Below are 26,553 nucleotides of genomic sequence, written 5' to 3'. Positions count from 1 at the left end.
TGACACGCAGCCCCAGTGAAAGCGATGACCTGCCGATCTACGAGCACTTGGTGCGTGAACGCGGTGACGCTGTGGCGGAGGCCCAGATGGCCGCCCAGCACACGCAGCACCAGGCAGCGGAACTGCTGGGCGGACAGCATGCCGACCAGGCGCACCGGCCAACGCGATAGCGGCGGCAGGCCCACTGCGGCGTTGCTTGTCGGCGATCGAGCGCTCTTGATACGCGATCCGCTCCCCACACAGCCGCGGACTTGGCACGGTAGGAGCATGACAAGCACCGACCAGGACGCCCCGGACGCGCGGAACTCCCCCGACCCGACCGGCAATACGACAGGCGACACGACAGGCCGTTCCGGCCGCGTGACCGCCTCCCAGGCAATGCGCGGCGCGGCGGCTCAGCTCGCCGAGCTGCTCGGCACCAACCCGGAGTCCGTCTCCGCTCTGCGACCGGCGCAGGACGGCTGGACGGCAGACGTGGAGGTCGTCGAGTTGGAACGGGTCCCCGACACCATGACCATCATGGCGAGCTACCGGGTCACCCTGGACGAACAGGGCCAACTCCTCGGCTACGAGCGAGTGCGGCGCTACGCCCGCGGCCAACTCGACCGGGGGCGTCAGTAGCCAAGTAAGCATTCATGTACGTGAGGTCTTGGGCGGGGGCGGGTCGGCGTACGGCAGGCGTCGGCCCGCCACCCGCGCGGCTGCCGACTCCAACTCGGCGGCCACGACCTCGACTTCACCGTCACTGACCAGCCTGGCCCTCCCAACTCACCGGAGCGGCAGGCCTCTCACGTCTTCTCGCGGGGACTGTTCTCGTTCTGCCGTGAACACGGCCACTGCCGCGCCCGTACCTACAAGCGGCACTGCGCCCGCCCGTTCGAAGTCGGCCGGTGCCATGTCCGAGAGCGGAGCCCAGCGAGAGGAACCGAATCGTGACCGTCATGACGCAGAGCGGCGGAATGCAACCCGCCGCCACCTCGAGCGGTTCGGGCACCGCCGGCCTCTACGACATCCTCGAACTCATCCTGGACCGGGGGCTCGTCATCGACGTGTTCATCCGCGTCTCCCTGGTCGGCATCGAGATTCTCAAGATCGACGTACGCATCGTCATCGCCAGCGTCGACACGTACCTCCGCTTCGCCGAGGCCTGCAACCGCCTCGACCTGGAGGCAGGCCGCAAGGCCCCCGCCCGGCTCACCGACATCGTCGGCGACATGGTCGAAAGCGGCGCCAGGGGGAAGACCGGCGGTGCGATCAGCGGTGCCATCGACGCGATCGGCGACGTCTTCGACCGTGACGACAAGGAGGAGCGGTGAGCAGCGCCCCGCCGACCGAATCCTCAGCGGAACGGGCCCCGGACCCGACGCCGGACCCGTCCCTGTACGTCTATGCGATCACCAGCGCCGACCACCCCCTGCGGCTCGACGGACTGCGGACCGTCGGCGGCGGCGCCGACTCCCTGGCCACGGTGGTCCACGGCGGGCTCGCCGCGGTCGTCAGCCCCGCGCCCCCTGGGCTGCGTCCCAAACGCCGTGACCTCGCGGCCCACCAGGAGCTGCAGGAGCGGCTGATGGCGGACGGAGCGGTCCTCCCGATGAGGTTCGGGATGCTCGCCCCGGACGACGCGGCCGTCAGAGCGGCCCTGCAGGAGATGGGCGAGGAGTACACCCGCAGGCTCGACGAGCTGCACGGCACTACCGAGTTCAATCTCAAGGCCGCTCGCGCCCAGGACGACCTGCTGCGCGAGGTGCTCATCGAGTCCGACGAGGCCCGCCGTCTCAACGAGCGCACCCGCGACGGCGACGGCAGCTACGAGGATCGCGTCGCCCTCGGAGAGCTGGTGGCCCGGCAGGTCGACGCCCGGCAGCGGTTGCTGGCCGACCAGGTCGTCCAGCGGCTGTCCGGACTGGCCCGTGCCCAGGTCGAGGCCGCCCCGGCGAAGGACGACTTCCTCAACGTCTCGTTTCTCGTCGAACGCGCCCGCGCCCACGAGTTCACCGAAGCCGGACAGCGGCTGGCGCGCGACTACGGCGAGGCCTACGACTTCCGGCTGCGCGGGCCCCTGCCGCCGTACAGCTTCGCCGCCTGACCCATGGGCCTGCTGACCGGCATCCTCGCCCTCCCGCTCGCGCCCCTGCGCACCACTCTCTGGGCCGCCGAGCAGGTACTGAACGCCGCCGAAGCGGAGTACTACGACCCGGCCCCGGTCCAGCGGGCCCTCGTCGAACTGGAACGCGCCCTGCTGGACGGACGGATCGACGAGGCCGAGTACGACCGCCGCGAGGACGAACTGCTGGACCGACTCGACGAAATCACCGCGTGGAGACGAGCCCCCCGACCATGACCCAACCGGTAGCTGGCGGACTCGGCGGAGCGCCCCGCCTTCCGTCCTCGTACGGCCAGGGACCCGGCGGCCAGTCCGCCAATCTCGCCGACATCCTCGAGCGGGTCCTCGACAAGGGTGTGGTGATCGCGGGCGACATCCGGATCAACCTGCTCGACATCGAGCTGCTCACCATCAAACTGCGACTCGTCGTCGCCTCCGTCGACAAGGCCAAGGAGATGGGCATCGACTGGTGGGAGAACGACCCCTCCCTCTCCTCCCGGGCCTCCCGCCCGGACCGGTCGCTCGTGGAGGAGAACGAACGCCTGCACGCCGAGATCGCGGCGCTGCGGGCGGCCGACAGGAGCCAGAACCCATGACCGACACGGACATCGTCTACGCCTACGCGGTATTGCGCCGCACACCGGAGGCCGAGGAGGCGGTCGCCGGCCTGCGCGGCGTCGCCGGCGAGCCGATACACCTCGTGGAGTCCGCGGACCCCGGTCCACAGCTGGCCGCGGCCGTGGGCCCCGTCCCGGCCGCGGACTTCGACGAGGCGCCCCTCAAGGCCCACCTGGAGGACCTGAGCTGGCTGGAATCCACGGCCCGCGCCCACCACACCGTCGTCGCGACCCTCGCCGGGCTCGGGGACGCCGTCCTGCCGCTGCGTCTGGCCACCGTCTACCGCGACAAGGACCGCGTACGGCAGACCCTCGGCGCCCGCCGCGAGGACTTCCTGCCCCTACTGGATCGCCTGACGGGCCACGTGGAACTCGGCGTCAAGATCTACGCCGCCCCGGAGACCGCTGACGACGAACCGTCCGACCCGGACCCGGCCCCGCCCTCCGACCTCAACCCAGGTCGCGCCTACCTGGCCGGACGCCGCCGCAGGCGCCGCACCGCCGAGGACGCCTGGAACGCGGCCACCCGCACCGCTGCCCGCCTCACCGACACGGTCGCCACCCTCGCCGTCGGCCACGTCGCCCACCGCCCCCAACGCGGGGACCTCGCCGGCCCGGTTCCCGGCACCAACGTCAGCAACGACACCTACCTGGTCCCCGCCGACCGCGTCGACGACTTCCGCACCCGTGTCCTGGCAGCCGCCGAGGGCCTCTCAGGCGTCCACGTGGAGGTGACCGGCCCTTGGGCCCCCTACTCCTTCGCCCTTCCCCCGGAGCCCGCCCGGTGACCGTCAACTCCCTTGCCGACCGCCCGATCGCCCTCATCGACCTCCTCGACCGCCTCCTCCAAGGCGGCGTCGTCGTCACCGGCGACCTCGTCCTGTCCATCGCCGACGTCGACCTCGTCCGCATCGACCTCCGCGCCGTCATAGCCCCCGTCGCCGCCGCGGCCGTCGACACCGTGGCCAACGACGCGGCCCACCCCGTTCCCCTGCTGTGAGGCCTCCATGCCCCCGCCCCCGGGCACCCGTACCGCCCACCGCCTGTCCACCGACCCGGACACCGTCGAGCGCGACCTGGTCAAACTCGTCCTGACCGTCGTCGAACTCCTCCGCCAGCTCATGGAACGCCAGGCCCTCCACCGCGTCGACAACGACGACCTCACGGAGGAGCAGGAGGAACGCATCGGCCTGACGCTGATGCTCCTGCACGACCGTATGGAAGAACTCTGCGCCCGTTACGACCTGCGCCTGGAAGACCTCAACCTGGACCTGGGGCCGCTGGGCACCCTGCTGCCGCCGACTGACTGAACGCAGCGCTGGCGGACTTCCGTCGAAGCGCTTCGATACAGCCCTGAGACGGCTACCTGTTGACATGTGACAGTCCCGCGTGCCAACTTTCGAAGCGCTTCAACAGTTTCTGGCTGTGCGGCCCGCCTCCGCGTCGCCGCGCCACGTTCCCCGACCACACTCCTCAGGACGGACATGGCGTTCTTCGACAATCCCGTGATCCCCGGCTTCAGCCCGGACCCGAGCATCTGCAGGGTCGGCGACGACTACTACGTGGCGACGTCCAGCTTCGAGTACGTACCGGGCGTGCCGATCTGGCACAGCCGCGACCTGGTGCACTGGCGGCTGATCGGGCACGCCTTGGACCGGCCCGCGCAGTTGGAGCTGCCCGACACGGCCCCGTCCTCCACCGGGGTGTACGCGCCCACGCTGCGATACCACGACGGCCTTTTCTGGCTGATCACGACCGTGGTCTCCGGGGCGGGCAACATCCTCGTGACCGCCGAGGACCCGGCAGGGCCGTGGTCGGATCCGGTGCCGGTCGGCGTTCCGGGCATCGACCCCGACCTGGCCTGGGAGGAGGACGGGACCTGCTGGTGCGTGTTCTCGTCGGGCGGTATCCGCGGGGTCCGTATCGATCCGAAGTCCGGCGAGCTGCTGGGCGAGCCAATGCCGATGTGGTCGGGCAGCGGGCTGCAGTATCCCGAGGGCCCGCACCTGTACCGGGTCGGCGGCTGGTGGTATCTGCTGCTGTCGGAGGGCGGCACGGAACGTGGGCACGCGCTGTCGGTGGCCCGGTCCCGTACGCTGCCGGGGCCGTTCGAACCTCACCCGGCCAACCCCGTGCTGTCCCACCGCAGTACCGGCCATCCGGTGCAGAACACCGGCCACGGCGACCTGGTGCAGGCGCACGACGGCACGTGGTGGATGGTGCTGCTGGGCACCAGGCCCCGCGGCGACACACCGATGTACCACGGCATGGGCCGGGAGACGTTCCTCGTACCGGTGCGATGGGAGGACGAGTGGCCGCTGCCCGGGCCTCTGGAACTGCGTGCGCCCGCTCCGGCGCTGCCACCGCACCCTTGGCCGCAGGAGCCGGACCGGGACGACTTCGACTCCTCCACGCTCGCCCCGTGCTGGGTGTCTCTCCGGCGGCACGACCCGGAAGCCGTACGCATCGACGAGCGGCCCGGCCATCTGGTGCTGCACGCCCGCGCGGCCGGCCTCGACACGCCCGGCGCGCTCTTCGTCGGACGACGACAGCGCGACCCCGACTGCACCGCGCGCACACTGGTCGACGTCGCCGAAGGCGGCCGGGGCGGGCTTGCGGTACGGCTGGACGAGGCGCACCACTACGAGGTGGAGGCGGGTGACGGCATGATCCGCGCGGTCGCCAGGATCGGCCCCCTGCGCCACGCCGTCGCCGAACGGGCCGTGCCCTCCGGCCCGGTGAAGCTGCGCATCGACGTCACGACCTGCGACGTCCTGCCGCCCACGGTCACGACCCGGCCCACGGGTCCGCAAGCAACTCCCCCGGCCGGCCTCCGGGTCGGTGGCCCCGACACCCTCCGCCTCGGCTATGAGACGGACAGCGGCGACTTCGAGATCCTCGCCGAACTGGACGGCCGCTACCTCACCACCGAGGTCGCCGGCGGTTTCACCGGACGTGTCTTCGGCATGTACGCCACGCGGGGCAGTGCGGCCTTCGACTGGTTCGAGTTGCGGGCAGCCTGACAGGTGCTCACTCACCCCGGCCGCGCTCAACCGGCGTTGCGGCCGGGGTGCGGTATGAGCTCTCGCGTACCGGCCGTCGATCACGAAATTTCCCGTACCGGCATCGCGTTCTTCGGGCACCGGCATCCGAGTGCCGGCTCGGTCGGGGCGCGAGGGGGGAATCGGTGCGGAGGACGAGGCGGCAGAGCGGGTTACGGATCGCCGTTGTCGGCGCGGGAATCGGCGGTCTGACATTGGCCGCGGCGCTGCGGGCGGCCGGCGTTCCCTGTGTGGTCTTCGAGCAGACGCGGGGGTTCTTTGAGATCGGCGCGGGTGTCCAGCTCGCCCCGAACGCGGTGCGACCGCTGCATCGGCTCGGACTCGGTCCCGCGCTCAAGGAACGCGCTGTTCGGCTCGAGGCGATCGAGTTCCAGAGCCGGCGGGGCGTTTCCATCTCCCGCACCGAGTTGGGGGCCGACTGTGAACGGCTTTTCGGTGCTCCGTACTACAGCGTGCACCGGGCGCATCTGCACGATGCGCTGCGGGCACTGTCCGAGCCCGCCGGGCTCCGTCTGGGCCACAGGCTGCTTCGGGTGGAGGAGTCCGCGGACCTGGTGCGCTTGTTGTTCGAAGACGGCGCCACACATGAGGCCGATGTCGTCGTGGGCGCGGACGGCATTCACTCCGTCGTCCGTGACGCACTCGTACGGGACGCCCCGGTCTTCTCGGGCCTGAGCGTATTCCGCGGGCTGGTGGGTGCCGACCGCTTGTCACCGGCCGCGCGACAACCCCGGGTCAGGCTGTGGCTGGGGCCGGACGGGCACTTCGTGTGCTATCCCGTGTCCGGGGGCGAGCTGATCAGTTTCGCCGCGGTCTCCTCTGTGAGCGCCCCACTCACCGAATCGTGGTCGGCCACGGCGGATCCGGCCACGGTGCGCGGCGCCTTCGCCGGCTGGCACGGCGCGGTCTCCGAGATCCTTCACGCCGTCGGCCAGGTCCGTCACTGGGCGCTGTACGACCGCGAGCCGCTGCACAGGTGGTCGACGGACCGGCTGACTCTGCTCGGTGATGCCGCGCACCCCATGCTGCCGTTCATGGCGCAGGGCGCGAACCAGGCGGTCGAGGATGCGATGGATCTCGCGGCATGCCTGGCCGAGGCCGGTCCACAGACAGTGGCCGCGGCATTGCGCCGGTACGAATCCCTTCGTGCTCCTCGCGCCGCCGAGATACAAAGCCGTTCCCGAAGCGCCGCGGCCGACCTGCACCTCGCCGACGGCCCGGAGCAGCGAGCACGCGATGAGGCCATGCGCCGCTCCGCAGCGCTGCGACACAGGGCATGGCTGTACTCCTATGACACGGAGGACGTTCGGTCGCCCCTCGCATGACCGTCGCGGGGGTCGGTGCCGGAGCCGGTTTGCTCCTGTTGAGGGTCCGGCGGCGGAGCCGTCGTGGCCCGTGGGATCACCTGGGTGGGCAGGATGATATGCCGCTTGTGGTCCGCGTCCGCGTCGTTGATGAGCTTCAGGGCCAGTTCTCCGGCCACGTGCCCCATGGTCGAGGGCAGTTGGGCCACTGTGGACAGGTCGGACCACTCGGCCAGGGGCTGGTCGTCGAAGCCGAGGACGGACATCCGCCCAGGGACCTCGATCCGCGTTCTACGCAAGGTCGAGATGGCGGAGACTGCCAGTTCGTCGTGCTCGGCGAAGAGGGCGGTGGGCGGTTCCCGCAGGCTCAGCAGCTTGCCGACCGCCTCCACAGTGGCGCGCCTGTCCTGAGCCTGGGCCGACACCACCAGGTCGTCGTCCGGCGGGATGCCCGCCTCGGTGAGCGCCTGGCGATAGCCGAGCAGCCGCTCGTGCGAACTGAAGGTGAAGCCGCTGGCGCCCACGGTCGTCATGAAGGCGATCCGGCGGTGCCCGAGGTTGAGCAGATACCGGGTGCCCTCGCAGGCTCCGGCCACGTCGTCGACGTACACACTGGGGCGGCCCTCGACGTGCTGGCTGACGTAGACGACCGGCATCCCGAGGTCATCCAGCCGCGCGCTTTCCTCGTCGGTGAGGTCGAAGGAGAACACCAGCAGCGCGTCGGCGTTCCGGCGGGCGGGGAGATGCTTGAAGAACGAGGCGCGTTCGGCCAGGTCGGGGATGACGTAGACGGACAGTTGCATGTCGGCCGCCCGCAGCAGGGGTCCCAGGCTGGACAGCGCCGAGCCCATGAACCACGAGGTGAGCGTGGGCACGAGCACCGCCACCACCCCGGTCCTGCCGGTGACCAGACTCGCGGCCTGCCGCGAGACCGCGAAGTTCAGCTCACGGGCGGCCTGTTCGACCCGGGCGCGGACCTCCGGTGAGACGGTCGGCAGGCCGCGCAGGGTGCGCGAGACGGTGGACGGGGAGACCCCGGCCCGTTCGGCGACATCGGTCATCGTGGGGTGCCGCTGAGCTGGAGGCATGAGCGGACGCTAACACGGCTGACCTTTCTGAGAGGCCCCGTCGTGACAGCGCTGTCATTGCGTCCTACCCAGACATGAGGGCCGAGTTTCACCGCAAAAGCCGTATAGAGGGCGCAATATTCAGCCAAGCCTTGCCCGCATTACCGGGAATTTGCTGATTGTTTTCCCCAGGTTGCACGCCTGTCATGCAAACGTTGCCACGGCGGAGTCGAAGCCGTCACCGTGAAGTCATCCATTCAGGGCTTTGACCTGCGCTTTCTTCCATAGAATCCCGTGACGACACCGTCGCGGCTCCGGTTTCGCACGACCAGGAGAGAGACAGTGCAGAAGATCAGGACGACCAGAGTCCTTCAGTGTTCGGCAACGCTCGTCGCCGCGGGGCTGTTGCTCACCGCCTGCGGCTCGTCAGGCGGCAGCATCTCCGCGGAGCCGGCCCAGAAGACGTCCTTCAAGGGCCGTGGGCCCATCACGTATGTGGCCGGCAAGGACACCACCGGCACCGTGCAGACGATCATCAACCGCTGGAACAAGCTGCACCCGAAGGAGAAGGTCACCTTCATCCAGCTGCCGACGGATGCCGACTCGCAGCGACAGCAGATGATCCAGAACGCGGAGACGAAGTCCGACGCCTACACGGTGCTCGCCACCGACGTCGTGTGGACGTCGGAGTTCGCCGCCCACCAGTGGATCGAGCCCCTGCCCGCGAACCAGTTCCCGCTGTCGAAGATGCTGCAGCCGGTGGTGGAGACGGCGAAGTACCGCGGCAACCTGTACGCGGTCCCGGCCAGTTCGAACGGCGGCATGCTGTTCTACCGCGACGACCTGCTGAAGAAAGCCGGTATCAGCCAAGCCCCGTCCACCTGGGCGGAGATGACGGCCGACTGCGCCAAGGTGAAGAAGCTGCCCGAGGCCAAGAACATGTCCTGCTACGCCGGGCAGTTCCAGAAGTACGAGGGCCTCACGGTGAACTTCGCCGAGGCCGTGAACTCCGCGGGCGGTCGGATCACCGACGCGAACGGCACGCCGGACGTCGACACCCCGCAGGCGAAGAAGGGCCTGGACTTCCTCGTCAACTCCTTCAAGGACAAGACGATCCCGAAGGAGGCCATCACCTACCAGGAGGAGGACGGCCGTCAGGCGTTCCAGGCCGGAAAACTGGTATTCCTGAACAACTGGCCGTACGTGTACTCCCTGGCGCAGAAGAGCGAGATCGCGGACAAGTTCGCGGTCGCGCCGCTGCCCGGCCTGAACGGGCCCGGCACCTCCAGCCTCGGCGGTTCCAACCTGGCCCTGTCGTCCTTCGCCAAGAACAAGGCGACGGCGCTGGACTTCATGAAGTTCTTCAGCAGCGAGCAGAGCGCGAGCTACTTCCTCAAGAACGCCTCCCTCGCCCCGCCGTACGCGGACCTGTACAACGACGCGGCGCTGGACAAGCAGTATCCGTACCTGCCCGTTCTCAAGCAGTCCATCACGCATGCCGTGCCGCGCCCGCGGGTCGTGCAGTACGGGGATGTGACGTCGGCGATCCAGCAGGAGGTCTACGCCGCGCTGACCGGCAGGAAGAGCAGCGCCCAGGCGCTGAAGGACCTGCAGGCAGATCTGCGCAAGCTGACGGCGCAGTGAGGAGTGGGTGATGGCCGACACCAAGGTCCCGCCAGGAACCGCCGCACCCGAGTCCGGCGGCGCGGTCGGCAGCCTTACCGGGCGGCCCTCCTCGCCGCCGAACGCCCGCCGCACACGAGCCCGCGCGACCGCGGGCACGGGGCGGCTGGCCGCGCTGCTGGTCTCCCCGACGCTCCTGGTGCTGACGATCGTCGTGATCTATCCGACGATCATGGCGTTGCACGAGTCGCTGTACGGGCCGAAGGGGCTGGACCCGAAGACCGGTTTCATCAGCAACACCGAGCCCTTCGTGGGGCTGAGGAACTACACCGACATCTTCACCCAGGCCGGGGACCGGTTCTGGAACGCCTTCTGGAACACCACGTTGTTCACCGTCGTCACGGTGTCGCTGGAGACGGTGATCGGTGTGGCCATGGCGCTGATCATGCACAAGGCGTTCCGGGGCCGGGCCCTGGTGCGGGCCGGCATCCTCGTGCCCTGGGCGATTCCCACGGCCATCTCCGGCCTGCTGTGGCGGTGGATCTTCAACGCCGACGGCATCGCCAACGTCCTCATCGGACATCAGGTGTTGTGGACCGCCGACGGCTTCCAGGCCAAGATCGCGGTCATCATCGCCGACGTGTGGAAGACCTCCCCCTTCATCGGGCTGTTGGTCCTGGCCGGCCTGCAGGTGATCCCGAAGGAGGTCTACGAGGCGGCCCGGATCGACGGAGCCGGCGCCCTGGCCCGGTTCTGGCGGATCACCCTGCCTCTGGTGAAGCCCGCGCTGCTGGTGGCGGTGCTGTTCCGGTGCCTGGACGCGCTGCGGATGTTCGACCTGCCGTACATCCTCATCGGCGCGCAGAAGGGCTCGGTGGAAACCCTGTCGATGCTCGCGCAGAACGAGGCCTCCAACGTCCGCTTCGGACCGGCCTCCGCCTACGCGGTGCTCCTCTTCCTCTACGTCTTCCTCATCGCGCTCGCCTTCGTCCGGTTGCTGGGCGCCGATCTCGTCGGCGCTGCAGGCGGCGCCAGGGGCCGGCGCGCGGCCCGGGGCAGGCGCCGAGGCCTTGTGGCGCCGCGCCGTGCGGAGGTGACGGCATGATCCTCACGGCCAAGTGGCGTCAGTGGCTGCCCTACATGGGTGTCGCCGCTGTGATGGCCTACTGCCTGGCCCCCTTCTACTGGATGCTGGTCTCCAGTCTGCGGCGCAGCACCGACATCTTCAGCACCTCGCTGTTTCCCCATCCGGTGTCGTTCGAGAACTACCGTGCGGTGTTCAGCCCGTCCCAGGGGTTCTCGCGTGCGCTGCTCAACAGCCTGATCGTCGCCGGCGTCACCACCGTGCTGTCGCTGCTGCTGGCCACCTTCACCGCGTACGCGATGGCCCGGCTGGAGTTCCGGTTCAAGCGACTGATCCTCACGTTGATCATCGCCACCTCGATGTTCCCGGTGGTGTCGATCGTGGTGCCGCTGCTGAAGCTGTTCACGGACATCGGCTGGATCAACACCTACCAGGCGATGATCGTGCCCAGCATGTCCTTCACGCTGCCGCTGGCGGTGTGGAACCTGACCACGTTCTTCCGGCAGATGCCGGACGAGTTGGAGCACGCCGCCATGGTCGACGGCTGCACCCGCGGCCAGGCGTTCCGCAGGATCATCGTCCCCCTCGCCGCACCCGGCATCTTCACCACCGCGATCATCACCTTCATCGCCGCCTGGAACGAGTTCCTCATCGCCCTGTCGATGACCAACAAGCCCGGCATGCAGACCGCGACGGTCGCCATCTCGAAGTTCAGCGGCGCCACGACGTACCAGACCCCGTACGGCAGCCAGATGGCGGCGGGCGTCCTCGTCACCGTCCCACTGGTGATCATGGTGCTCGTCTTCCAGCGCCGTATCGTCGCCGGGCTGACCGCAGGCGCGGCGAAGTAGACACCCACCCAAGGCTCGAGGAGTAAGGCAGCAGCATGTCCGGTACCGCACCGTGGTGGCGCAGCGCCGTCATCTACCAGGTCTACATCCGCAGTTTCGCCGACGGGAACGGTGACGGCGTCGGTGACATCGCCGGCATCCGCTCCCGTCTGCCGTATCTCGAGTCGCTCGGCGTCGACGCCATCTGGATCAACCCGTGGTACGAGTCGCCGATGGCGGACCACGGGTACGACGTGGCGGACTACCGTGCGATCGACCCGCTGTTCGGCACGCTTGCCGAGGCCGAGCAGCTCATCGAGGAGGCGCACGAGCACGGGATCCGCGTCATCCCCGACATCGTGCCCAACCACACATCCGACCGACACGCGTGGTTCCAGGCGGCGTTGGCGGCCGGGCCCGGCAGCGCGGAGCGGGAGCGCTACGTCTTCCGCCCCGGCCGGGGGCCGAACGGGGCCGAGCCGCCGAACGACTGGGTCTCCTGTTTCGGCGGTCCGGCGTGGACGCGGCTGCCCGACGGGGAGTGGTATCTGCATCTGTTCGCTCCCCAGCAGCCGGACCTCAACTGGGAACACCCCGAGGTTCGGGCGGAGTTCGAGTCGATCCTGCGGTTCTGGTTCGGCCGGGGCGTGGACGGGTTCCGTATCGACGTGGCGCACGGGCTGGTGAAGGACCCCGAGCTGCCCGACCTGCCGCCCCGCGAGGAGCCGGCGGGGGTGCTCGGGCCGCTCTCCCGCCGGGAGAACACGGATCAGCGGGTCCGGCAGCACCTGGACCACCCGCATTGGGACCGCGACGAGGTGCACGACATCTACCGCGCGTGGCGCAAGGTGGCCGACGAGTTCCCCGGCGACCGGTCGTTCGTCGCCGAGGCCTGGGCGGACACCCCCGAGCGGCTCGCCGCCTACGTCCGCCGGGACGGGCTGCACACAGCGTTCAACTTCGATTTCCTGATGGCTAGTTGGGACGCCAAAGACTTGCGCGCGGTCATCGACGACTCGCTCTCGATGCTCGGGGCGGTGGGCGCGCCGGCGACCTGGGTGCTCTCCAACCACGACGTCATGCGCCACCCCAGCCGCTACGGCCGCCGGACCGTCAGGCGCTGGGTGGCCAACGAGCCGTACCGGCCCGAAGGTCCACTGGACCTGGAACGGGGCCGGCGACGCGCCCGTGCGGCCGCCCTGCTGATGCTCGCCCTGCCCGGCGGCGCCTACATCTACCAGGGTGAGGAGCTCGGCCTGCCGGAGGTCGAGGACCTGCCCGAGGCCGTGCTCCAGGACCCGATCTGGGAGCGGTCCGGGCACACCGACCGCGGGCGCGACGGCTGCCGGGTGCCGCTCCCCTGGTCCGGGCGGACCGCACCGTACGGCTTCAGCCCGGCGGGTGCCTCGGCAGCGCCCTGGCTGCCGCAGCCGGCGAATTGGGCTGAGTTCAGCGTTCAGGCGCAGACCGGCGACGACACGTCGATGCTGGAGCTGTACCGCGCCGCCCTGCGGCTGCGCCGTGAGCTCCTCGCGCTCGGCGACTCCACCCTGACCTGGCTCAAGGCACCTGACGGGGTCCTCGCCTTCGGTCGCGCACCGGGCTTCGCCTGCGTCGTCAACCTCTCGGCCGAGGCGCACCCCCTGCCCGAACACACCTCCCTCCTGCTCTCCAGTCGCCCTGTCGAAGGGGGCCTGCTGGCACCGGATCACGCGGTCTGGCTCGCGGTGTAGCGGCCTGGGCGCTCGCGCGGAACGCTCGGCGGTCAGCCGGAGGCCGTTGCCGGCTTGTCCGGTGCCGGTGGCTGAAGTCGGCGTGCCGGTGTGGTGGCGTCCGCCGCCGGTGTGGTGGTGGTGTCCGCCGCCGGTGTGGGCATCCGGTGGAACGCCATCGCCATGGTGTCGGGTTTGACGGTGACGACGGCTTTCGGGCGGGGAGGGCGGGAGGTGAGTTCGAGGCGGGGCCAGAGTTGCAGGATGGTCGCCAGGATGATGTGCAGCTCGCTCCAGGCGAAGTTCTCGCCGATGCACTTGCGGCGTCCGTCGCCGAATGCGAGGAACGAGCCGCGGGTGGCCGGGGCGCGCTCGGGTGTCCAGCGGTCCGGATCGAAGAGATCCGGTTGGGGGAAGTAGTCGGGGTCGTGCTGGTGGAGGTAAGGGCTCCAGACGACGTCGGACCCCTCGGGTATGCGGTGACCGCCCAGGTCCACGTCCTGAGTGACGGTCCTGGTCACCATCCATGCCGGTCCGTACTTGCGGACGGCCTCCTGCAGTACCTTGCGGGCGTACGGGAGTTGGTCGAGGTCGTCGTAGCGCAGGGGGCGGTCCGGGCAGACCGAGTCCAGCTCGTCGCGCAGGCGTTGTTCGATCTCGGGGTTGCGGGCGATCTCGTACAGCGTCCAGGCCAGCGTGGTGCCGGTGGTCTCGATCGCGCCGGTCAGCAGCGTGATGACCTCGTCCTGCAACTGCTGGCGCGTCAGCGGGTCTTCGGTGGTCAGCAGGGTGGTGAACAGCCCCTCGCGTTCCTGTGCCGAGGCGGTGTGCGGGCATCCCACATGCTCGGCAGAGGTGTCCGCGGATTCGGAGGGCGGATGCGGCGCCCGGCTGCTGTGATGGTCGATGGCTTGGTCGATGAGGGCACGCAACCGGGCGACGCGCTCCGCGTGGGCGCGGTTGGCGGGCAGGGGCAGGCGGGTGGCCCAGGGGGGAAGGACGGTCTGACGGATCGTCCCCTTCATGATCGCGGGCATGAGGGCGGTGAACTCGCCCTGGAGGTGCGCGGGGAGGTCCGTGTCGAACAGGGCCACGAGGAACGCGGCGAGCGTGACGTCGTTCATGTCGGCGTACACGTCACGGGGTTCGGCTTCGTCCCATGCGCTGATCATCGCCCGCACCTGCTCGATCATGGCGGTGCCGCGGGTGGCGATATGTGCCTTGTTGAACATCGGCTGCATCAGGCGGCGATTGCGCAGATGTGTGTCGCCGTCGGCGACGGTGGCGAGTCCGTCGCCGAAGAAGACTCTCAGGGCGTCGATGATCTTGCCGCCCTTGGCGTAGTGCACAGCGTCCGTGACGAGGACTCGGCGGGTCAGGGCGGGGTCGGTGACGACATACGCGGGAGTGGGACCTATGCGTATCCGCACCACGCTGCCGTGCCGGCGCAGCGAGGTGATGAAGGCCAGCGGGTCGCGGGTGAGGCGGTGGGCGTGGCCGATCAGGGGGAAGGCTCCCGGAGCAGTGGGGGTGGAGGCGGCTGTGGCTGGCGAGGCGTTCACGGCGCTTGACACTCCTCGAGTGGGGGTCCTTGCGGCCGATGCATGCCCAAGATCGCGCGGCGGGATGCCTGCTCGAAGTGATCGCTGCGTCACACAGGGCACGGCCTGTGCGGGGGCGGAGACGGCCGGTTTCCCAGGAACGCGTCCCCGGTGCGCTCGAATCCGTCGACCACGGTCTCGTCCAGCGCGAGCCGGCCGCTCTGCAGGTGACCCGGCTGCCTGCATGCTGCGAACCGCCGCCGGCTCCGCCGGCCGTGGCTACAAGCAGGAGTTGACCGAGTTGCGGTGCGGCCCGGGCTCGGTCCGTCTTACGGTGTCGGGGTGAATGACGTGAGCCACGACGCGTACTGCACCGAAATCAGCTCCCGGGCCGACGAGTTGCGCGCGGCCGTGCGGTCCGCCAAGGCGGGCCCGGCGGCCACCCCCATCCTCGCCTGCCCCGGCTGGACCCTCACCCAGCTAGCCCGGCACGTCGGCGGCACCCACCGCTGGGCGGCGCAGATCGTCCGTACCCGGGCCACCGGCCCGGTCCCCCACGACATGGTCGACGACGTCTCCTCGCCCGGCCCCGAGACCCCCTCCGCCCTGGACGACTGGCTCGCCGAGGGCGCCACGGAGCTGACCGGCGCCCTGCGCGAGGCCGGTCCCGACGCCCCGGTGTGGACGGTCGCCCCGAGCGGCACCGCCCTCTTCTGGGCCCGGCGGATGACCCACGAGACGACCCTGCACGCCGCCGACGCGGCCTTCGCCACGGGCGCCCCCTTTGCCGTACGCGAGAACCTGGCCCGGGACGCCCTGGACGAGTGGATGGGCTTCGGCTCGCTGCCCCGGGTCCTGGAAGCGGCCGGCCCCGACGCCCCGCCGCTCACCGGCCCGGGCCGCACGCTGCACCTGCACGCCACCGACGCGCGCCACGCCGAGTGGCTGGTGGACCTCACAGGCGAGCCGATCACCTGGCGCCACGCCCACGAGAAGGCCGCCGTGGCGGTACGCGCCCCGCTCACCGACCTCGTGCTGCTCCTCTACGGCCGCCGCACCCCGGCCGACGCGGCCGTCGAGGTGTTCGGGGACGTGGACCTGCTGACCCTGTGGCTCGACCGATCCGGCTTCTGGCTCCGCAAATAGGCAGGCGCCTGTCGCCGTCCGTCGGGACACGGTTCACGGCACAGTAGGGGCATGAACGCAGACGACAGGAACATCCTGGCCCGGGGACGCGTGGCGACCAGGCTTCCAGCCCGGGATCTGGACCGGGCACGGCGCTTCTACGCCGAGCAGCTCGGTCTGGAGCCCGTCGATGAACGGCCCGGTGGGCTGCTGTATCGGTGCGGAGGTTCGGAGTTCGCCCTGTTCAAGTCGACGGGAGCCTCGCCCGGCACCTTCACCCAGATGGGGTGGGAGGTCGACGACGTCGAGACGATCGTGTCGGAACTCAAGCAGCGCGGGGTGGTGTTCGAAGAGGTCGACGTGCCCGGGTTCCGAACGAAGGACGGGATCGCCGAGATCGACGGGAACTACCCGAGCAAGGGCGCACGGGGGGAACGCGCCGCCTGGTTCCGTGACAGCGAGGGAAACCTGCTGGGCATCGGCGAGCCGGTCGCTTGAACGCCGCCTTTCAGGCTTGTCCGGGGACGGCGACGCGAAGCTGGAGGAGCTGTTGCGTATGGACGGGTACGTGGTCTTCGGCGAGGCCGTCGATGAGGCTTGCCAGCGGAATCGGCTGGTCCAGCACGAGTGCGTCGTTGGAGAGGAGGAGCGCAGGCACCAGAACCGAGGCGGCTTGCTCGTTGAGCTGATCGGCGATGTCGCACAGGACGTCGGCCTGGCTCCGGACGTGCTCCATGAGGTCCGCCCGACCCGAGTGCTCTGCGATGATCCGGTCAAGATTCCACCTGTCGAGGCAGATCCGGTTGTCGAAGGTGGGTCGCGCGCCGGCGACGACGCCCAGAGCGACGGCTGCGGTCGAGGCGTCGACGCTGAGGAGATGAGCCAGTATCTGGTCGGCGTTCCATCCTCCGTCGTCGGCGTCGCCGAGGTCGGGGACGGCCGCCGTATCAAGCAGTCTGTCGTAGGCGCTGCGCAGTGCTGTCGTGTCCATAGCGTGCTTCCTTCAGTCGGGGCGTGTCGTATCAGTCGGGGCGTGTCGTACTCGAATCCCGCTCCGCTTCCTCGGCGACACGTTTGATGTTCGCCAATCGCCGGTCCCAGTCGGCCGCGAGCGAGGCCATCCACCGCGCCGTCGTGTCCAGCGCCGCGGGCCGAACCGCGTACCGCACCTCCCGTCCGACCCGGCCGCCGGAAACCAGACCGGCGGCGTCCAGGACGGCGAGGTGCTTGACCACCGCCTGCCGCGAGACGGGAAGCCGTTCGGCGAGCGTCGTGGCTGTGGCCTCGCCCTCCGCGGCGAGCAGATCGAGCAGCCGGCGTCGCGTCGGGTCGGCCAGCGCACCGAGGACGCTGTCGACGACCTCGGCGGCGCCGGAACGTTCTTCCGTCACGTGGAGGGCTGTTCGGCGCGCGTCTTGAGCGCGTCCAGCTCCAGCGGCCAGCCTTCGCTGTGGTCCTTCAGGTTCTGGCTGCGCAGTTCCTCGGACCCGGCCAGCGCCGCGAACCCGCTCTCGACGACGCGCAGCCGCGTCCGGTCGCCTTCCTGGGTCAACGTGAACTCCACGAGGGTGCTGTTGTCCTCGCGCAGCTCTTCTCCGGGGAACGCGCTGGTCCAGCGGTATGCCAGGTACGTCGGCGGCTCCACCTTCTCCACCCGCACCGGGAAGTCGCCGTGCTCGGCGTTCTTCGCCACCATCGACTCGCCCTCCTTGGCCACGGTGCCGGGCAGGCTCGCTTTGTCGGCCACCCAGAACCCGGGCTGGGCCACCAGCGACCAGACCCGCTCCAGGGGTGCCGCGATCAGGGTTTCGCGTTCGATCCGGTCCTCGCTCATGAGGGACTCCTTCGTGGTCACCTTCACGTCACCTTCGGACGCAACCCAAGAGTTGCACATGCCGCCACCTAGGTGCAACCCGAGGGTTGCACCTAGGTGCTCAGGGTCGCATCAGACAAGCATCAGCTGAAGTCAATTCAATTGAAGTAGGCGCCCACCGCATCGACTGACGACCACCGCTCCGCGCTTGACGCGGCCAGCACCGGGACCGGGGCCGGACTCGGGCGCGACGACGGCCTGGCCGACTTCCTGCTCGTACCGATCGGGCGTCTGCTCCTGCCCGTGGGCGACCTCGACCCCACCCAGGCGGCCCCGCTGTCCGACGCCGGACTCACCTCGTACCACGCCGTGGCCGTGCGTAGTACGCCAGGTCACCGGCCTTCGGTTCGGTTCCCTTCGGCGCGCCGGAGGTGGACAGCCGACGGGGCAGATCGGCCATCCTCTCCGTCTGGTAGAAGTCGCTCAGGTCCAGCCTGAGCGGGAGGAGAGCGGCGAAATCGCGAGCGGTGGCGCTGTCGTTCAGGATGGCGGCGACGTGGTGGCCGTCGACGGTGAGGCGGATGTTCATGTCAGTAGTCCTGCCGGAGGTCGTGGTGGGGGCCGAGGCGCTCCGCGACAGGGCAGCCGAGGCGCTCCGCGATAGGGCCACAGGTCCGAGCCGCACACGCAGGTGACGACGGTGCGGATGACGGCGTCGGTCGGCCGCTGATCTTCGGGTCGTGGAACTCCTCGAAACAGACGTCGCCGGGGGCGTGGACGACTGCTCCGCGCATGAGGGAGCTTCTTTCGGTGCGAAGGTCTCGGGCAGACAGCCCCGACAGGAACGTGCCGATGTGCTTCGTTCCGGGCTGCTCGTCCTCGAGACTCGCGCGCGACGGCAGGCGCGAAAAGCGGAGAAATCCATCCCGGGAGAACCACATCCTGGGAGGAAATTCTCCCCCCTTCCCCGGGCGCGATCGGTGTCATGCTGGGAATCATGACCAACAACGTCCCCCTCAATGAACTGGGAGAATTTCTCAAGAAACGCCGCTCGGAGCTGAGCCCGCGCACGGTCGGACTGCCGGAGACGGGCACGCTCCGCAGGGTCGCCGGGCTGCGCCGTGAGGAGGTCGCCCAGCTCGCCTCGATCAGCACCGACTACTACACCAGGCTCGAACAGGGCCGTATGCAGGCATCCGCTCCCGTGCTGGACACGCTCGCCCGCGTCCTCCACCTGGACGACGACGAGCGGGGCTATCTCTTCCAGCTCGCGGGCAAGACCACGTCTCGCACGCGGCGCCGCGGCCGGCAGCAGGTCCAGCCGCAGCTCCAGCGCGTCCTGGACGACCTCACCGCCACCCCGGCCATCGTGCAGGGCCGACGCGGGGACATCCTGGCCTGGAACGCGCTGGCCGCCGCCCTGGTCACCGACTTCTCCCACATCCCGGAAAAGCACCGCAACTACCCGCGGATCATCTTCACGGATCCGGCGATGCGCACCCTGTACGCGGACTGGGCGACCTCGGCGCAGATCGCCGTGGCGCAGGTGCGGATGGAGGCCGCCAAGTACCCCGAAGATCCCCGCCTGATCGAGCTGGTCGGTGAACTGTCCACGCGCGACAAGCAGTTCGCCAAGTGGTGGGGCGACCACCGCGTCGCCGCCCGCACCGTGGGCACCAAGACCCTCAACCACCCGGTCGTCGGAGAACTCGTCCTGGACTGGGACACCCTCACCGCCAACACCGACCCCGACCAGCACCTGACCGTCTGGACCGCCGCCCCCGGCTCCCCCACCCACGAGCGGCTGCGCATCCTCGCCTCCTGGGCCACCGACCAGCACCTGTCGGCCTCCTCCCCCCTCGGCGACCGCGGCCGATAGCGACCGATGTTCTGCCGGGATATCGCTCTCGAGTGCCCTGCCTGCCTTGCGATATCTTCAGCCGGTTTCCCAGGCGCTGGAGTCGACCGATTGGCCTGCGGCTGTTCCTGGCTTGGGCAGCGGTGCCTCGGAACCGGTGGCGCGCGTCCGCGCGAGTGCGGTCAGCGGCACGAAGACGTGCGCGGCCGCGACCGTGCCGACCAGTGGAGGCCCGGCCTGCCGCAGTGAGGAGGCCAGGGCGACGCCTGCCGCCCGGGGCCGACGGCGACCCCCACGTTGGACAGCGAGCTGCTCAGCGCGGAGGCGAGCGCGCCCCGCCCACCTTGACCACGACCTCATATGCCTGCACGGCCGCATCGAGGACACGCACACCGACCGGACCACGGCCCGGCACGGCGGCGGCGATCGCGGGACGGACATCGGAGAGTCGGGTTTACGGCCGCGGAACGTTGCGCAGATTGGCCCGGGCCAGATCGAGCATCTTCCCCACACCTCCGTTCAGCACCGTCCTCCCTGCCGAGAAGGCGAATCCCTTCACTTGTTCGCCGGAGATGTGCGGCGGGATCGACAGTGCGTTGGGATCGGTGACCAGATCCACCAGGCACGGCCCGTCGTACGAGAGCGCCTCCCGCAGGCCTTCGCGGATCTGCCCGGGCTTCTCGATGCGGATGGAGTGGATTCCGACCCCCGCGGCGATGGCTGCGTAGTCCACCGGCTCGTGGTCGGTCTGGTAGTCGGGCAGTCCGTCGACCATCATCTCCAGCTTGACCATGCCGAGGGAGGAGTTGTTGAAGACGATCGTCTTGACCGGCAGCTTGTGCAGTTTGACGGTGAGCAGCTCGCCCATGAGCATGCCGAGTCCGCCGTCACCCGACATGGAGATCACCTGACGGTCGGGGTAGGCGAACTGAGCGCCGATGGCGTGCGGGAGGGCGTTGGCCATGGTGCCGTGCAGGAATGAACCGATCACACGGCGGCGGCCGTTGGGGGTGATGTAGCGGGCCGCCCACACGTTGCACATTCCGGTGTCGACGGTGAACACCGCGTCGTCCTCGGCGAGCTCGTCGAGGATCGACGCCGGGTATTCGGGGTGGATCGGCACGTGGTGCTCGACGTTGCGGGTGTAGGCGGAGACCACGTTCTCCAGGGACTTGGTGTGGTGGCGCAGCGTCCGGTCCAGGTACGAGCGGTCGCGCTTCGCCTCGACCAGCGGCAGTGCCGCGCGCAGCGTCTTGCCCACGTCGCCGTGCACGCCCAGCTCCAGCGCGGTACGCCGCCCGATCCGCCCCGCGTCATGGTCGATCTGTACGGTGCGAGCCTGCGGCAGGAAATCGTCGTAAGGGAAGTCGGTGCCGAGCAGTACCACCAGGTCGGCCTCGTGCATCGCGTCGTAACAGGCGCCGTAGCCGAGCAGCCCGCTCATGCCGACGTCGTACGGGTTGTCGTACTGGATCCACTCCTTGCCGCGCAGCGTGTGCCCGACCGGCGCGTGCACCCGGCCCGCGAGCTCCATCACCTCGGCGTGCGCGTCCCGTACACCGGCACCGCAGAAGAACATCACCTTCTCTGCCGCGTTGAGCTTCGCCGCGAGTTCCCGTACCTGCTCGGGGGGAGGTACGACCCGGCCGCGGGCGGTGACGAAACTGCTCGATCCGGTGGGGTGCACGGCGGGCGCGTGCGACAGGTCGCCCGGCATGACGAGCACCGACACCCCGTTGTCGGCCAGCGCGCGCTGTACGGCGATCCGCACCATGCGCGGCATCTGCGAAGGCTGGCTCACCATTTCGCAGTACTGGCTGCACTCGGTGAACAGTCGCTCCGGATGCGTCTCCTGGAAGAACCCGGTGCCGATCTGCTTCGACGGAATGTGGGAAGCGATCGCGAGCACCGGGGCGCCCGAGCGGTTCGCGTCGTACAGGCCCTGGATCAGGTGGGTGTTGCCCGGGCCGCAACTGCCCGCGCACACCGCGAGCCGCCCGGTCAGCTGCGCCTCGGCCGCAGCAGCCAACGCCGCCGCCTCCTCGTTGCGCACATGGATCCACTCGATGCCGTCGGTACGCCGTATGGCATCCACGACGGGATTGAGGCTGTCGCCGACGACACCGTAGATCCGTTCCACCCCTGCTTGCCGCAGGACGTCGATCAACTGCTGTGCCACGGTCGGATTACGCACCGGGGTCCTCCTCGAACGGGTTTCTCGACAGTCCTGGTTGCATGGGGTCGTGGAAGCGGGAGGGGCCCCGAGCCCACTCGATCGGCACCGCCGCCCTGGGCTCCTGTCGCTCCGCGACTGCGACGACCTTCTGCTCGCTCATGGCTACTGCTCCTGCCCGAAGATATCGTTGATGCATCAACAAGAAACTAAGTCGCGAAAGGATGACGCGTCAACCTTGTGCGCGCACCACGGCGGCACGCAGATGATGCGTCAACAAATCATTTACACTGACACGCATGACCGAGACAACGCGCTGGCTATCCGAGCCGGAGCAACACGCTTGGCGCAGCTTCGTGCGGATGCAGGAAAAGCTCGTCGGCCGACTGGGCCGCGAGCTGCAGGCCGAGTCCGGCCCGTCCACCGCCGACTACGGAGTACTCGTCCACCTCACCGAAGTCCCCGAGGGCCGGCTCCGCGTCTTGGAGCTGGCCAAGGGCGTGGAGTGGGAGAAGAGCCGGATGTCCCACCACATCAACCGGATGGCCAAGCGGGGTCTGATCGTCCGAGAGGACTGCCCATCTGACGCACGCGTTGCGTTCGTCGTCGTCACTCCTGCCGGCCGTGAGGCCCTCGCGACGGCGGCTCCCCGTCACGTCGAAGCGGCCCGCCGCCTGTTCATCGACCTGCTCAGCCCGACAGAGATCGCCAAGCTCGCCCGGATCTCCAACCGCATCCTCGAAGGGCTGGAAAAGGACTGCACCTGAGCAAGTGAGCGTCGCCACCAAAAAGTTGAAACATCAACTTTGCTTGTGATATTTGTGGACGCATCAATGGGGAATCAACCTCATTGTCGCAAACTCGCAGCCGAGCGCCGGCAACGGCGACTGCTCCAGCTACCCGGTCTCAAGGAGGACAAGTGACGCTCAAGGTGATCGACGTACCTGAGGCACGCCGCTATGAGGCCACGGTGGAGGGGTGGTCCAAGGTCGCGGGCTTCTCGCAGTACATCCGCACATCGGAACTGATCGCTTTCGTGCACACGGAGGTGGATCCGGAGTTCGAGGGCCGGGGGGTTGGTTCGGCGCTCGCTCGGACCTCCCTCGACGAGGCACGCGCCGCAGGGCTGAGCGTGCTGGCCGTCTGCCCCTTCTACACAGGCTGGATCAGCCGCCACCCCGAGTACGCCGACCTGCTGTACCAGGCCCGGAGCAAGGTCAGCGACTGACTCGGCCGGTCGGCCGAAGACGCAGCGAGGAGATCGTCATGAGCGGCAAACCCGAGAAGAAGGCCTACAAGGCGCCGGGGATCACCGTGACCTTCGAGGCGAGGCGCTGTCTGCACGCCACCGAGTGCCTCAACGGCCTGCCCGAGGTCTTCGACGCGACCAGGCGTCCGTGGATTCAGCCCGATGCCGCCCCGGCCGATCGGCTGGCGGAAGTGGTACGCCGCTGCCCCTCGGGTGCGCTGCAGTACGAACTGGCGGATGGCGGGAGAGAGGCTCCGGACCGGCCCACTCACATCATCCGGACCCCTGCCGGACAGCTGATCGTGCGCGGCGAACTGGCGCTGGAGACTCAGGAGGGGACGCGCGCCGAGAGCAGGGCCGTGCTGTGCGGCTGCGGGAACAGTCAGCTGCAGCCGTACTGCGACCACGCGGGCTCCTGCGGCCAGTGATACCGGCGGTGACGGCCGCCCCACCCGTTTCCCCGAACCGTGCAGCCTACTGCCGCCGTAGCCCATCGCTGAGCCGCGCCGACCGGTAGCGGCGGGAGCAGTGTGGACGCCGCCATGCCGCGGCGACGCATCAGCACCTGAGGTCGCTCAACACGGATATCCCCAGGCACGGCTGATGTCGTGCAGCGCCGTCGGCACGTCCTCCGGCTCCGGGAGCGGTCGCGATTTCTGTATCTTCCCGGACTTGATGTTCTGGCTCCAGTCACCGATGAACGGCACGAACGGTCCGTGATCGCCTTTTCGGTAGTCGAGCATCTTCGGTGTCCAGGGCACCTCGAGGTACCCGCAGATGTCCTGCGTGACCGCTTCGGGTCGTGCCGTGAGGTCCTCGTACCGGACGGTGAGACCGGGCAGGCCGTTCCGGGCCGCCTGCACGGCGTCGACGTATCCGCGCACCTCCCGCACGGTCGCCTCCAGTTCGCGGTCCGGACGGTTGTTGATCAGCGAGTTCACCATCGACGCCGGGTGCCGCAGCAGGAAGATGTAGCGGGCCTCGGGCCAGCCCTCGTGCAGCCGTTCCCAGACGCCCGCGTTGCCGGGTGTCTTGTCCACGATGATCTGTTTGCCGCTGCGCACCAGTTCGCGGTGGAGGATGCGATCCCACAGCAGGTACTCCAACTCCCGCTGGTCGAGGTCCAGTTGGGTCATGGCTTTCTGGGTGTACGGCTTGGTGAGGTCGACGGAGAGGGTGCGCAGGTGCATCTCGTGCGGGGCGCGGATGTGCGGGTGGCTGTTCAGCAGGACCCGCAGCAGCGTGGAACCGGAACGCACGGAGGAGATGACGAACACCGGGTCCCGTACGAGCCGGTGGGCCGACTGCGGCACGGGCGGCTCGGCGATTCTGCGCAACCGCCCCTTCACCCCACGGGCCACACGGCGCACTCCCGTACCACTCAAGACCATCGCCGTGCCTCCTTGACCCCCGGCATGCGGAACCTGACCCTCCCGTTGAATCCTTGACCATACTGTGGCCTGTCCCTGGTTTCACCATGGGTAGCGGATGAGAATTCCCTGAGACGCGCGCGGCGCCGGTGATGTTGATCCGGGAGGGCCCTGGTCGAAGGGCCCTCCCGGCAGCCGGAATGCTCAAGGAGTACGCGCGGCCTGCTGTGGCACGGGCAGAGTCAGCGTGAGGTGGGGCCAAGTGCGGATGTCGCGTTGCATCTGGCGGTCGTGCGTGGCCAGGACGATCGCCGCGTCGGTGGTGTGGAGAGCGTCGGTGAGTTCGTCGACCAGCGCGATGGACAGGTGGTTGGTGGGCTCGTCCAACAGCAGGATGTGCGGGCGGGCGGCGAGGGCCAGGGCGAGGTCGAGGCGGCGCTGCTGGCCCATGGACAGTTCGGCCACCGGTTTGTCGGCGTCGCGGGAAGTGAGCAACCCCAGGGCGGACAGTTCTACGACCTCGCTTTCGTGGAGGACACCGGCGGTGACCCACTGCGCGGTGTGCGCGTGATAGAGGTCGTGGGCCGGCCGTCGTGTCGCATGCGGCGACTCCTGTCCGAGGAAGTGCAGTCGCACCTTCCGCGGGCGATGTATCCGGCCCGTGGTGGGGGCGAGTTGCCCGGCCAGGACGGACAGGAGCGTGGATTTGCCCGCCCCGTTCGGGCCGGTGACGGCCAGCCGGTCGCCGGATTTCATCGACAGGGTGGTCGGCTGGTGCAGTCGGCCGTGGACGGTGACCTCTTGTGCCCGCACCAGTTCGACACCGGGCCGGGCCGGCAGCTCCGGCAGGGTGAACCGCTGCGGCGGGACCGGCGCGGTGACCTTGTGGCGGTCCAGGTCGTCCTGGCGCCGGTGGACGGAGCGGACCAGGGCACCGGCGCGGGTGGCGCGTTGGTGCTTCCCGGTGCCCTTGGGCGGGCGCCATCCGGTGCTCAGGCGGTTCTGCGCTTCGGACAGGGCCTGCTTGAGGCGAGTGTGTTCGGTCTGCTGCTGTTCGTACTCCTCCTCCCACTGGATCCGCTCGGCCTCCCGGCCTTCGCGGTAGCCGGCGTACCCGCCGCCGTACACGGCCGGGCGGCCGTCGCGGGTGGGGTCGAGGTCGAGGACCGTGGTGACCACGTCCGACAGGAGCGCACGGTCGTGGCTGACCACGACGACGCCGCCGGGGTGGGCGCGCAGCCTGGCGGTGAGGTACTCCAGCCCCGCCAGGTCGAGGTGGTTGGTCGGCTCGTCGAGCAGCAGGAAGTCACACTCGGCGCCCAGCAGGCAGGCCAGGCGGATCCGGTAGCGCTGGCCGACCGAGAGCGTGGTGAGGGGACGGGTACGGTCCCTGACCGCGCCGAGTCCCGCCAGAGCGACGTCGACCCGGCGGTCGGCGTCCCAGGCGTCCAGCGCCTGCGCCGCTTCCAGGGCGTCGGCGTAGTCCTGTTCGGCGCCGGGCCGCTCTTCGGCGAGGGCCGCCGCGGCGGCGTCCAGCTGCCGGAGGGCGGCGCGGGCGTCGGCGAGGTGCTCGTCGACGATGTCGCCGACCGTACGCTCGTCCTCGGTCGGCATCTCCTGTTCGGCCAGGGCGAGGGTGCCCCCGCGGTGTACGGTCCCCTGGTCCGGGGCCAGCGTGCCGGCCAGGACGTGCAGCAGGGTCGACTTGCCGCGGCCGTTCTCGCCGACGATGCCCCAGCGCGATCCCGGGGAGACCTTCATGTCTACCTGGCGCAGGACGGTGCGACCACCGCGGTCGACATGGATGTCGGCGCAGGTCAGCTGGGCCCGATCGCGAGCGGGCAGGGTAAGGGCAGTCACGTTTTGTTCCTCCGGAAGGAGGCACACTTCACCCCGGTCACAGAGGGGTGGCAGCGAGCCTTCGATCTCTGACGAACGGCCGGGCCCAGAAAGGTGATGGGGCGGGCCGTGGGCGACATCGCGGCTCCCGGCGCCTCAACGGTGATGTGAGGAGCGGA

Annotated in this window: 30 protein-coding genes and 1 pseudogene; 20 read left to right on the top strand and 11 right to left on the bottom strand. The window is 69.3% G+C overall.

Translation table 11 applies throughout. From position 1 onward, the window contains the following. Nucleotides 1-267 precede the first annotated feature (267 nt). The 10 genes from CLM62_RS15115 (at nt 268) to CLM62_RS15070 (ending at nt 7,111) form a co-directional block, all read left to right on the top strand. Nucleotides 268-621 carry a gas vesicle protein gene (locus CLM62_RS15115; RefSeq protein ID WP_095750373.1) on the top strand — a complete coding sequence of 118 codons (354 nt, stop codon included), beginning with the start codon at nt 268-270 and terminating at the stop codon, nt 619-621. 320 nt (nt 622-941) lie between these two features. Further along, nucleotides 942-1,316 carry a gas vesicle protein GvpJ gene (gene gvpJ / locus CLM62_RS15110; protein ID WP_095750432.1) on the top strand — a complete coding sequence of 125 codons (375 nt, stop codon included), beginning with the start codon at nt 942-944 and terminating at the stop codon, nt 1,314-1,316. A 62-nt stretch (nt 1,317-1,378) separates the two neighbouring features. Beyond that, entirely contained in the window at nt 1,379-2,089 is a 711-nt protein-coding gene (locus CLM62_RS15105) for a GvpL/GvpF family gas vesicle protein (RefSeq protein ID WP_095750431.1), read from the top strand. Nucleotides 2,090-2,092: 3 nt separating this feature from the next. Then, on the top strand, nt 2,093-2,344 hold the full coding sequence (locus tag CLM62_RS15100) for a gas vesicle protein GvpG (RefSeq protein ID WP_095750372.1): 252 nt from the start codon (nt 2,093-2,095) through the stop codon (nt 2,342-2,344). After that, nucleotides 2,341-2,703 (top strand): gas vesicle protein, encoded by a 363-nt coding sequence (locus CLM62_RS15095; protein WP_095750371.1) that lies wholly within the window; start codon nt 2,341-2,343, stop codon nt 2,701-2,703. The genes CLM62_RS15100 and CLM62_RS15095 overlap by 4 nt, the downstream gene beginning before the upstream one ends. Next, nucleotides 2,700-3,512 carry a GvpL/GvpF family gas vesicle protein gene (locus CLM62_RS15090; RefSeq protein ID WP_095750370.1) on the top strand — a complete coding sequence of 271 codons (813 nt, stop codon included), beginning with the start codon at nt 2,700-2,702 and terminating at the stop codon, nt 3,510-3,512. Before CLM62_RS15095 ends, CLM62_RS15090 begins: the two co-directional genes overlap by 4 nt. Continuing rightward, nucleotides 3,509-3,724, top strand: a complete 216-nt coding sequence (gene gvpJ / locus CLM62_RS15085; protein WP_095750369.1) for a gas vesicle protein GvpJ — start codon at nt 3,509-3,511, stop codon at nt 3,722-3,724. The genes CLM62_RS15090 and gvpJ (CLM62_RS15085) overlap by 4 nt, the downstream gene beginning before the upstream one ends. A 7-nt stretch (nt 3,725-3,731) precedes the next feature. After that, a complete protein-coding gene (locus CLM62_RS15080; protein ID WP_095750368.1) occupies nt 3,732-4,034 on the top strand; it encodes a gas vesicle protein K in 303 nt (100 codons plus the stop codon). 174 nt (nt 4,035-4,208) lie between these two features. Next, nucleotides 4,209-5,747, top strand: coding sequence for a glycoside hydrolase family 43 protein (locus CLM62_RS15075; RefSeq protein ID WP_095750367.1), 1,539 nt, complete (start codon nt 4,209-4,211; stop codon nt 5,745-5,747). Between the two features lie 47 nt (nt 5,748-5,794). Next, nucleotides 5,795-7,111, top strand: coding sequence for an FAD-dependent monooxygenase (locus CLM62_RS15070; RefSeq protein ID WP_257003849.1), 1,317 nt, complete (start codon nt 5,795-5,797; stop codon nt 7,109-7,111). On the opposite strand, the gene CLM62_RS15065 is transcribed toward CLM62_RS15070, so the two are convergent. Continuing rightward, nucleotides 7,075-8,178 carry a LacI family DNA-binding transcriptional regulator gene (locus tag CLM62_RS15065; protein ID WP_306457909.1) on the bottom strand — a complete coding sequence of 368 codons (1,104 nt, stop codon included), beginning with the start codon at nt 8,176-8,178 and terminating at the stop codon, nt 7,075-7,077. The genes CLM62_RS15070 and CLM62_RS15065 overlap by 37 nt on opposite strands. 321 nt (nt 8,179-8,499) lie before the next feature. Here CLM62_RS15065 and CLM62_RS15060 point away from each other — a divergent pair, with 321 nt between their 5' ends. The 4 genes from CLM62_RS15060 to CLM62_RS15045 are packed head-to-tail and all read left to right on the top strand — an operon-like array spanning nt 8,500 to nt 13,427. Further along, complete coding sequence (locus CLM62_RS15060) at nt 8,500-9,801, top strand: ABC transporter substrate-binding protein (protein ID WP_257003848.1); 1,302 nt, start codon at nt 8,500-8,502, stop codon at nt 9,799-9,801. 10 nt (nt 9,802-9,811) lie between these two features. Further along, complete coding sequence (locus CLM62_RS15055; RefSeq protein ID WP_095750364.1) at nt 9,812-10,885, top strand: carbohydrate ABC transporter permease; 1,074 nt, start codon at nt 9,812-9,814, stop codon at nt 10,883-10,885. After that, nucleotides 10,882-11,715: a carbohydrate ABC transporter permease gene (locus tag CLM62_RS15050; protein ID WP_095750363.1), complete on the top strand. Its 834-nt coding sequence runs from the start codon at nt 10,882-10,884 to the stop codon at nt 11,713-11,715. Before CLM62_RS15055 ends, CLM62_RS15050 begins: the two co-directional genes overlap by 4 nt. Nucleotides 11,716-11,750: 35 nt before the next feature. Next, the gene (locus CLM62_RS15045) at nt 11,751-13,427 is read left to right on the top strand and encodes a glycoside hydrolase family 13 protein (RefSeq protein WP_095750362.1); all 1,677 of its coding nucleotides are present in this window, start codon (nt 11,751-11,753) and stop codon (nt 13,425-13,427) included. 32 nt (nt 13,428-13,459) lie between these two features. Here CLM62_RS15045 and CLM62_RS15040 read toward each other — a convergent pair whose 3' ends face one another. After that, entirely contained in the window at nt 13,460-14,968 is a 1,509-nt protein-coding gene (locus tag CLM62_RS15040) for a cytochrome P450 (protein ID WP_179382103.1), read from the bottom strand. A gap of 321 nt (nt 14,969-15,289) precedes the next feature. On the opposite strand from CLM62_RS15040, the gene CLM62_RS15035 reads away from it, so the two are divergent. Both CLM62_RS15035 and CLM62_RS15030 read left to right on the top strand, forming a co-directional pair. Continuing rightward, the gene (locus CLM62_RS15035) at nt 15,290-16,093 is read left to right on the top strand and encodes a maleylpyruvate isomerase family mycothiol-dependent enzyme (protein ID WP_095750429.1); all 804 of its coding nucleotides are present in this window, start codon (nt 15,290-15,292) and stop codon (nt 16,091-16,093) included. A 51-nt stretch (nt 16,094-16,144) separates the two neighbouring features. After that, on the top strand, nt 16,145-16,570 hold the full coding sequence (locus tag CLM62_RS15030) for a VOC family protein (RefSeq protein ID WP_095750360.1): 426 nt from the start codon (nt 16,145-16,147) through the stop codon (nt 16,568-16,570). A gap of 10 nt (nt 16,571-16,580) precedes the next feature. On the opposite strand, the gene CLM62_RS15025 is transcribed toward CLM62_RS15030, so the two are convergent. The 5 genes and pseudogenes from CLM62_RS15025 to CLM62_RS51485 form a co-directional block, all read right to left on the bottom strand. Next, a complete protein-coding gene (locus CLM62_RS15025; RefSeq protein ID WP_095750359.1) occupies nt 16,581-17,063 on the bottom strand; it encodes a hypothetical protein in 483 nt (160 codons plus the stop codon). Between the two features lie 31 nt (nt 17,064-17,094). Then, entirely contained in the window at nt 17,095-17,463 is a 369-nt protein-coding gene (locus tag CLM62_RS15020; protein ID WP_095750358.1) for a helix-turn-helix transcriptional regulator, read from the bottom strand. Further along, entirely contained in the window at nt 17,460-17,906 is a 447-nt protein-coding gene (locus CLM62_RS15015) for an SRPBCC domain-containing protein (protein ID WP_095750428.1), read from the bottom strand. Before CLM62_RS15015 ends, CLM62_RS15020 begins: the two co-directional genes overlap by 4 nt. A gap of 331 nt (nt 17,907-18,237) precedes the next feature. Next, nucleotides 18,238-18,474 (bottom strand): cyclophilin-like fold protein, encoded by a 237-nt coding sequence (locus tag CLM62_RS15005; RefSeq protein WP_179382102.1) that lies wholly within the window; start codon nt 18,472-18,474, stop codon nt 18,238-18,240. Nucleotides 18,475-18,503: 29 nt separating this feature from the next. Next, nucleotides 18,504-18,679: pseudogene (locus CLM62_RS51485) on the bottom strand (IMP dehydrogenase); the annotation flags it as partial. A 191-nt stretch (nt 18,680-18,870) separates the two neighbouring features. On the opposite strand from CLM62_RS51485, the gene CLM62_RS14995 reads away from it, so the two are divergent. Further along, on the top strand, nt 18,871-19,764 hold the full coding sequence (locus CLM62_RS14995) for a helix-turn-helix domain-containing protein (RefSeq protein WP_095750357.1): 894 nt from the start codon (nt 18,871-18,873) through the stop codon (nt 19,762-19,764). A 433-nt stretch (nt 19,765-20,197) separates the two neighbouring features. Here CLM62_RS14995 and CLM62_RS14990 read toward each other — a convergent pair whose 3' ends face one another. Further along, nucleotides 20,198-21,937, bottom strand: coding sequence for a pyruvate dehydrogenase (locus CLM62_RS14990; RefSeq protein ID WP_095750356.1), 1,740 nt, complete (start codon nt 21,935-21,937; stop codon nt 20,198-20,200). Then, nucleotides 21,930-22,079, bottom strand: a complete 150-nt coding sequence (locus CLM62_RS50040) for a hypothetical protein (RefSeq protein ID WP_179382101.1) — start codon at nt 22,077-22,079, stop codon at nt 21,930-21,932. The genes CLM62_RS14990 and CLM62_RS50040 overlap by 8 nt, the downstream gene beginning before the upstream one ends. Before the next feature lie 136 nt (nt 22,080-22,215). Between CLM62_RS50040 and CLM62_RS14985 the strand changes: the two genes are divergently transcribed. From CLM62_RS14985 to CLM62_RS14975, 3 genes are all read left to right on the top strand, one after another. Further along, nucleotides 22,216-22,683, top strand: a complete 468-nt coding sequence (locus CLM62_RS14985) for a MarR family winged helix-turn-helix transcriptional regulator (protein WP_095750355.1) — start codon at nt 22,216-22,218, stop codon at nt 22,681-22,683. 152 nt (nt 22,684-22,835) lie between these two features. Further along, nucleotides 22,836-23,144: a GNAT family N-acetyltransferase gene (locus CLM62_RS14980; RefSeq protein ID WP_095750354.1), complete on the top strand. Its 309-nt coding sequence runs from the start codon at nt 22,836-22,838 to the stop codon at nt 23,142-23,144. 38 nt (nt 23,145-23,182) lie between these two features. Continuing rightward, on the top strand, nt 23,183-23,593 hold the full coding sequence (locus tag CLM62_RS14975) for a (4Fe-4S)-binding protein (RefSeq protein WP_095750353.1): 411 nt from the start codon (nt 23,183-23,185) through the stop codon (nt 23,591-23,593). Between the two features lie 147 nt (nt 23,594-23,740). Here CLM62_RS14975 and CLM62_RS14970 read toward each other — a convergent pair whose 3' ends face one another. Further along, on the bottom strand, nt 23,741-24,556 hold the full coding sequence (locus CLM62_RS14970) for a sulfotransferase (protein WP_095750352.1): 816 nt from the start codon (nt 24,554-24,556) through the stop codon (nt 23,741-23,743). A 183-nt stretch (nt 24,557-24,739) separates the two neighbouring features. Next, complete coding sequence (locus tag CLM62_RS14965) at nt 24,740-26,395, bottom strand: ABC-F family ATP-binding cassette domain-containing protein (protein ID WP_306457908.1); 1,656 nt, start codon at nt 26,393-26,395, stop codon at nt 24,740-24,742. Between the last annotated feature and the right edge of the window lie 158 nt (nt 26,396-26,553).

Origin of the sequence: Streptomyces sp. SA15 (assembly GCF_002291145.1) — a bacterium.
Classification (GTDB): Bacteria; Actinomycetota; Actinomycetes; order Streptomycetales; family Streptomycetaceae; genus Streptomyces.
Note: the sequence above shows the minus strand (reverse complement) of the source record. Positions and strands in the feature narration are given on the sequence as shown.

Excerpts from the sequence above, each read along its gene's own strand:
- CLM62_RS15115 (WP_095750373.1), top strand. The coding sequence starts at position 268 with ATGACAAGCACCGACCAGGACGCCCCGGACGCGCGGAACTCCCCCGAC.
- gvpJ (WP_095750432.1), top strand. The coding sequence starts at position 942 with ATGACGCAGAGCGGCGGAATGCAACCCGCCGCCACCTCGAGCGGTTCG.
- CLM62_RS15100 (WP_095750372.1), top strand. The coding sequence starts at position 2,093 with ATGGGCCTGCTGACCGGCATCCTCGCCCTCCCGCTCGCGCCCCTGCGC.
- CLM62_RS15095 (WP_095750371.1), top strand. The coding sequence starts at position 2,341 with ATGACCCAACCGGTAGCTGGCGGACTCGGCGGAGCGCCCCGCCTTCCG.
- CLM62_RS15090 (WP_095750370.1), top strand. The coding sequence starts at position 2,700 with ATGACCGACACGGACATCGTCTACGCCTACGCGGTATTGCGCCGCACA.
- CLM62_RS15080 (WP_095750368.1), top strand. The coding sequence starts at position 3,732 with ATGCCCCCGCCCCCGGGCACCCGTACCGCCCACCGCCTGTCCACCGAC.
- CLM62_RS15075 (WP_095750367.1), top strand. The coding sequence starts at position 4,209 with ATGGCGTTCTTCGACAATCCCGTGATCCCCGGCTTCAGCCCGGACCCG.
- CLM62_RS15065 (WP_306457909.1), bottom strand. The coding sequence starts at position 8,178 with ATGCCTCCAGCTCAGCGGCACCCCACGATGACCGATGTCGCCGAACGG.
- CLM62_RS15055 (WP_095750364.1), top strand. The coding sequence starts at position 9,812 with ATGGCCGACACCAAGGTCCCGCCAGGAACCGCCGCACCCGAGTCCGGC.
- CLM62_RS15050 (WP_095750363.1), top strand. The coding sequence starts at position 10,882 with ATGATCCTCACGGCCAAGTGGCGTCAGTGGCTGCCCTACATGGGTGTC.
- CLM62_RS15045 (WP_095750362.1), top strand. The coding sequence starts at position 11,751 with ATGTCCGGTACCGCACCGTGGTGGCGCAGCGCCGTCATCTACCAGGTC.
- CLM62_RS15030 (WP_095750360.1), top strand. The coding sequence starts at position 16,145 with ATGAACGCAGACGACAGGAACATCCTGGCCCGGGGACGCGTGGCGACC.
- CLM62_RS15025 (WP_095750359.1), bottom strand. The coding sequence starts at position 17,063 with ATGGACACGACAGCACTGCGCAGCGCCTACGACAGACTGCTTGATACG.
- CLM62_RS15015 (WP_095750428.1), bottom strand. The coding sequence starts at position 17,906 with ATGAGCGAGGACCGGATCGAACGCGAAACCCTGATCGCGGCACCCCTG.
- CLM62_RS15005 (WP_179382102.1), bottom strand. The coding sequence starts at position 18,474 with ATGAACATCCGCCTCACCGTCGACGGCCACCACGTCGCCGCCATCCTG.
- CLM62_RS14995 (WP_095750357.1), top strand. The coding sequence starts at position 18,871 with ATGCTGGGAATCATGACCAACAACGTCCCCCTCAATGAACTGGGAGAA.
- CLM62_RS50040 (WP_179382101.1), bottom strand. The coding sequence starts at position 22,079 with ATGAGCGAGCAGAAGGTCGTCGCAGTCGCGGAGCGACAGGAGCCCAGG.
- CLM62_RS14985 (WP_095750355.1), top strand. The coding sequence starts at position 22,216 with ATGACCGAGACAACGCGCTGGCTATCCGAGCCGGAGCAACACGCTTGG.
- CLM62_RS14975 (WP_095750353.1), top strand. The coding sequence starts at position 23,183 with ATGAGCGGCAAACCCGAGAAGAAGGCCTACAAGGCGCCGGGGATCACC.
- CLM62_RS14970 (WP_095750352.1), bottom strand. The coding sequence starts at position 24,556 with ATGGTCTTGAGTGGTACGGGAGTGCGCCGTGTGGCCCGTGGGGTGAAG.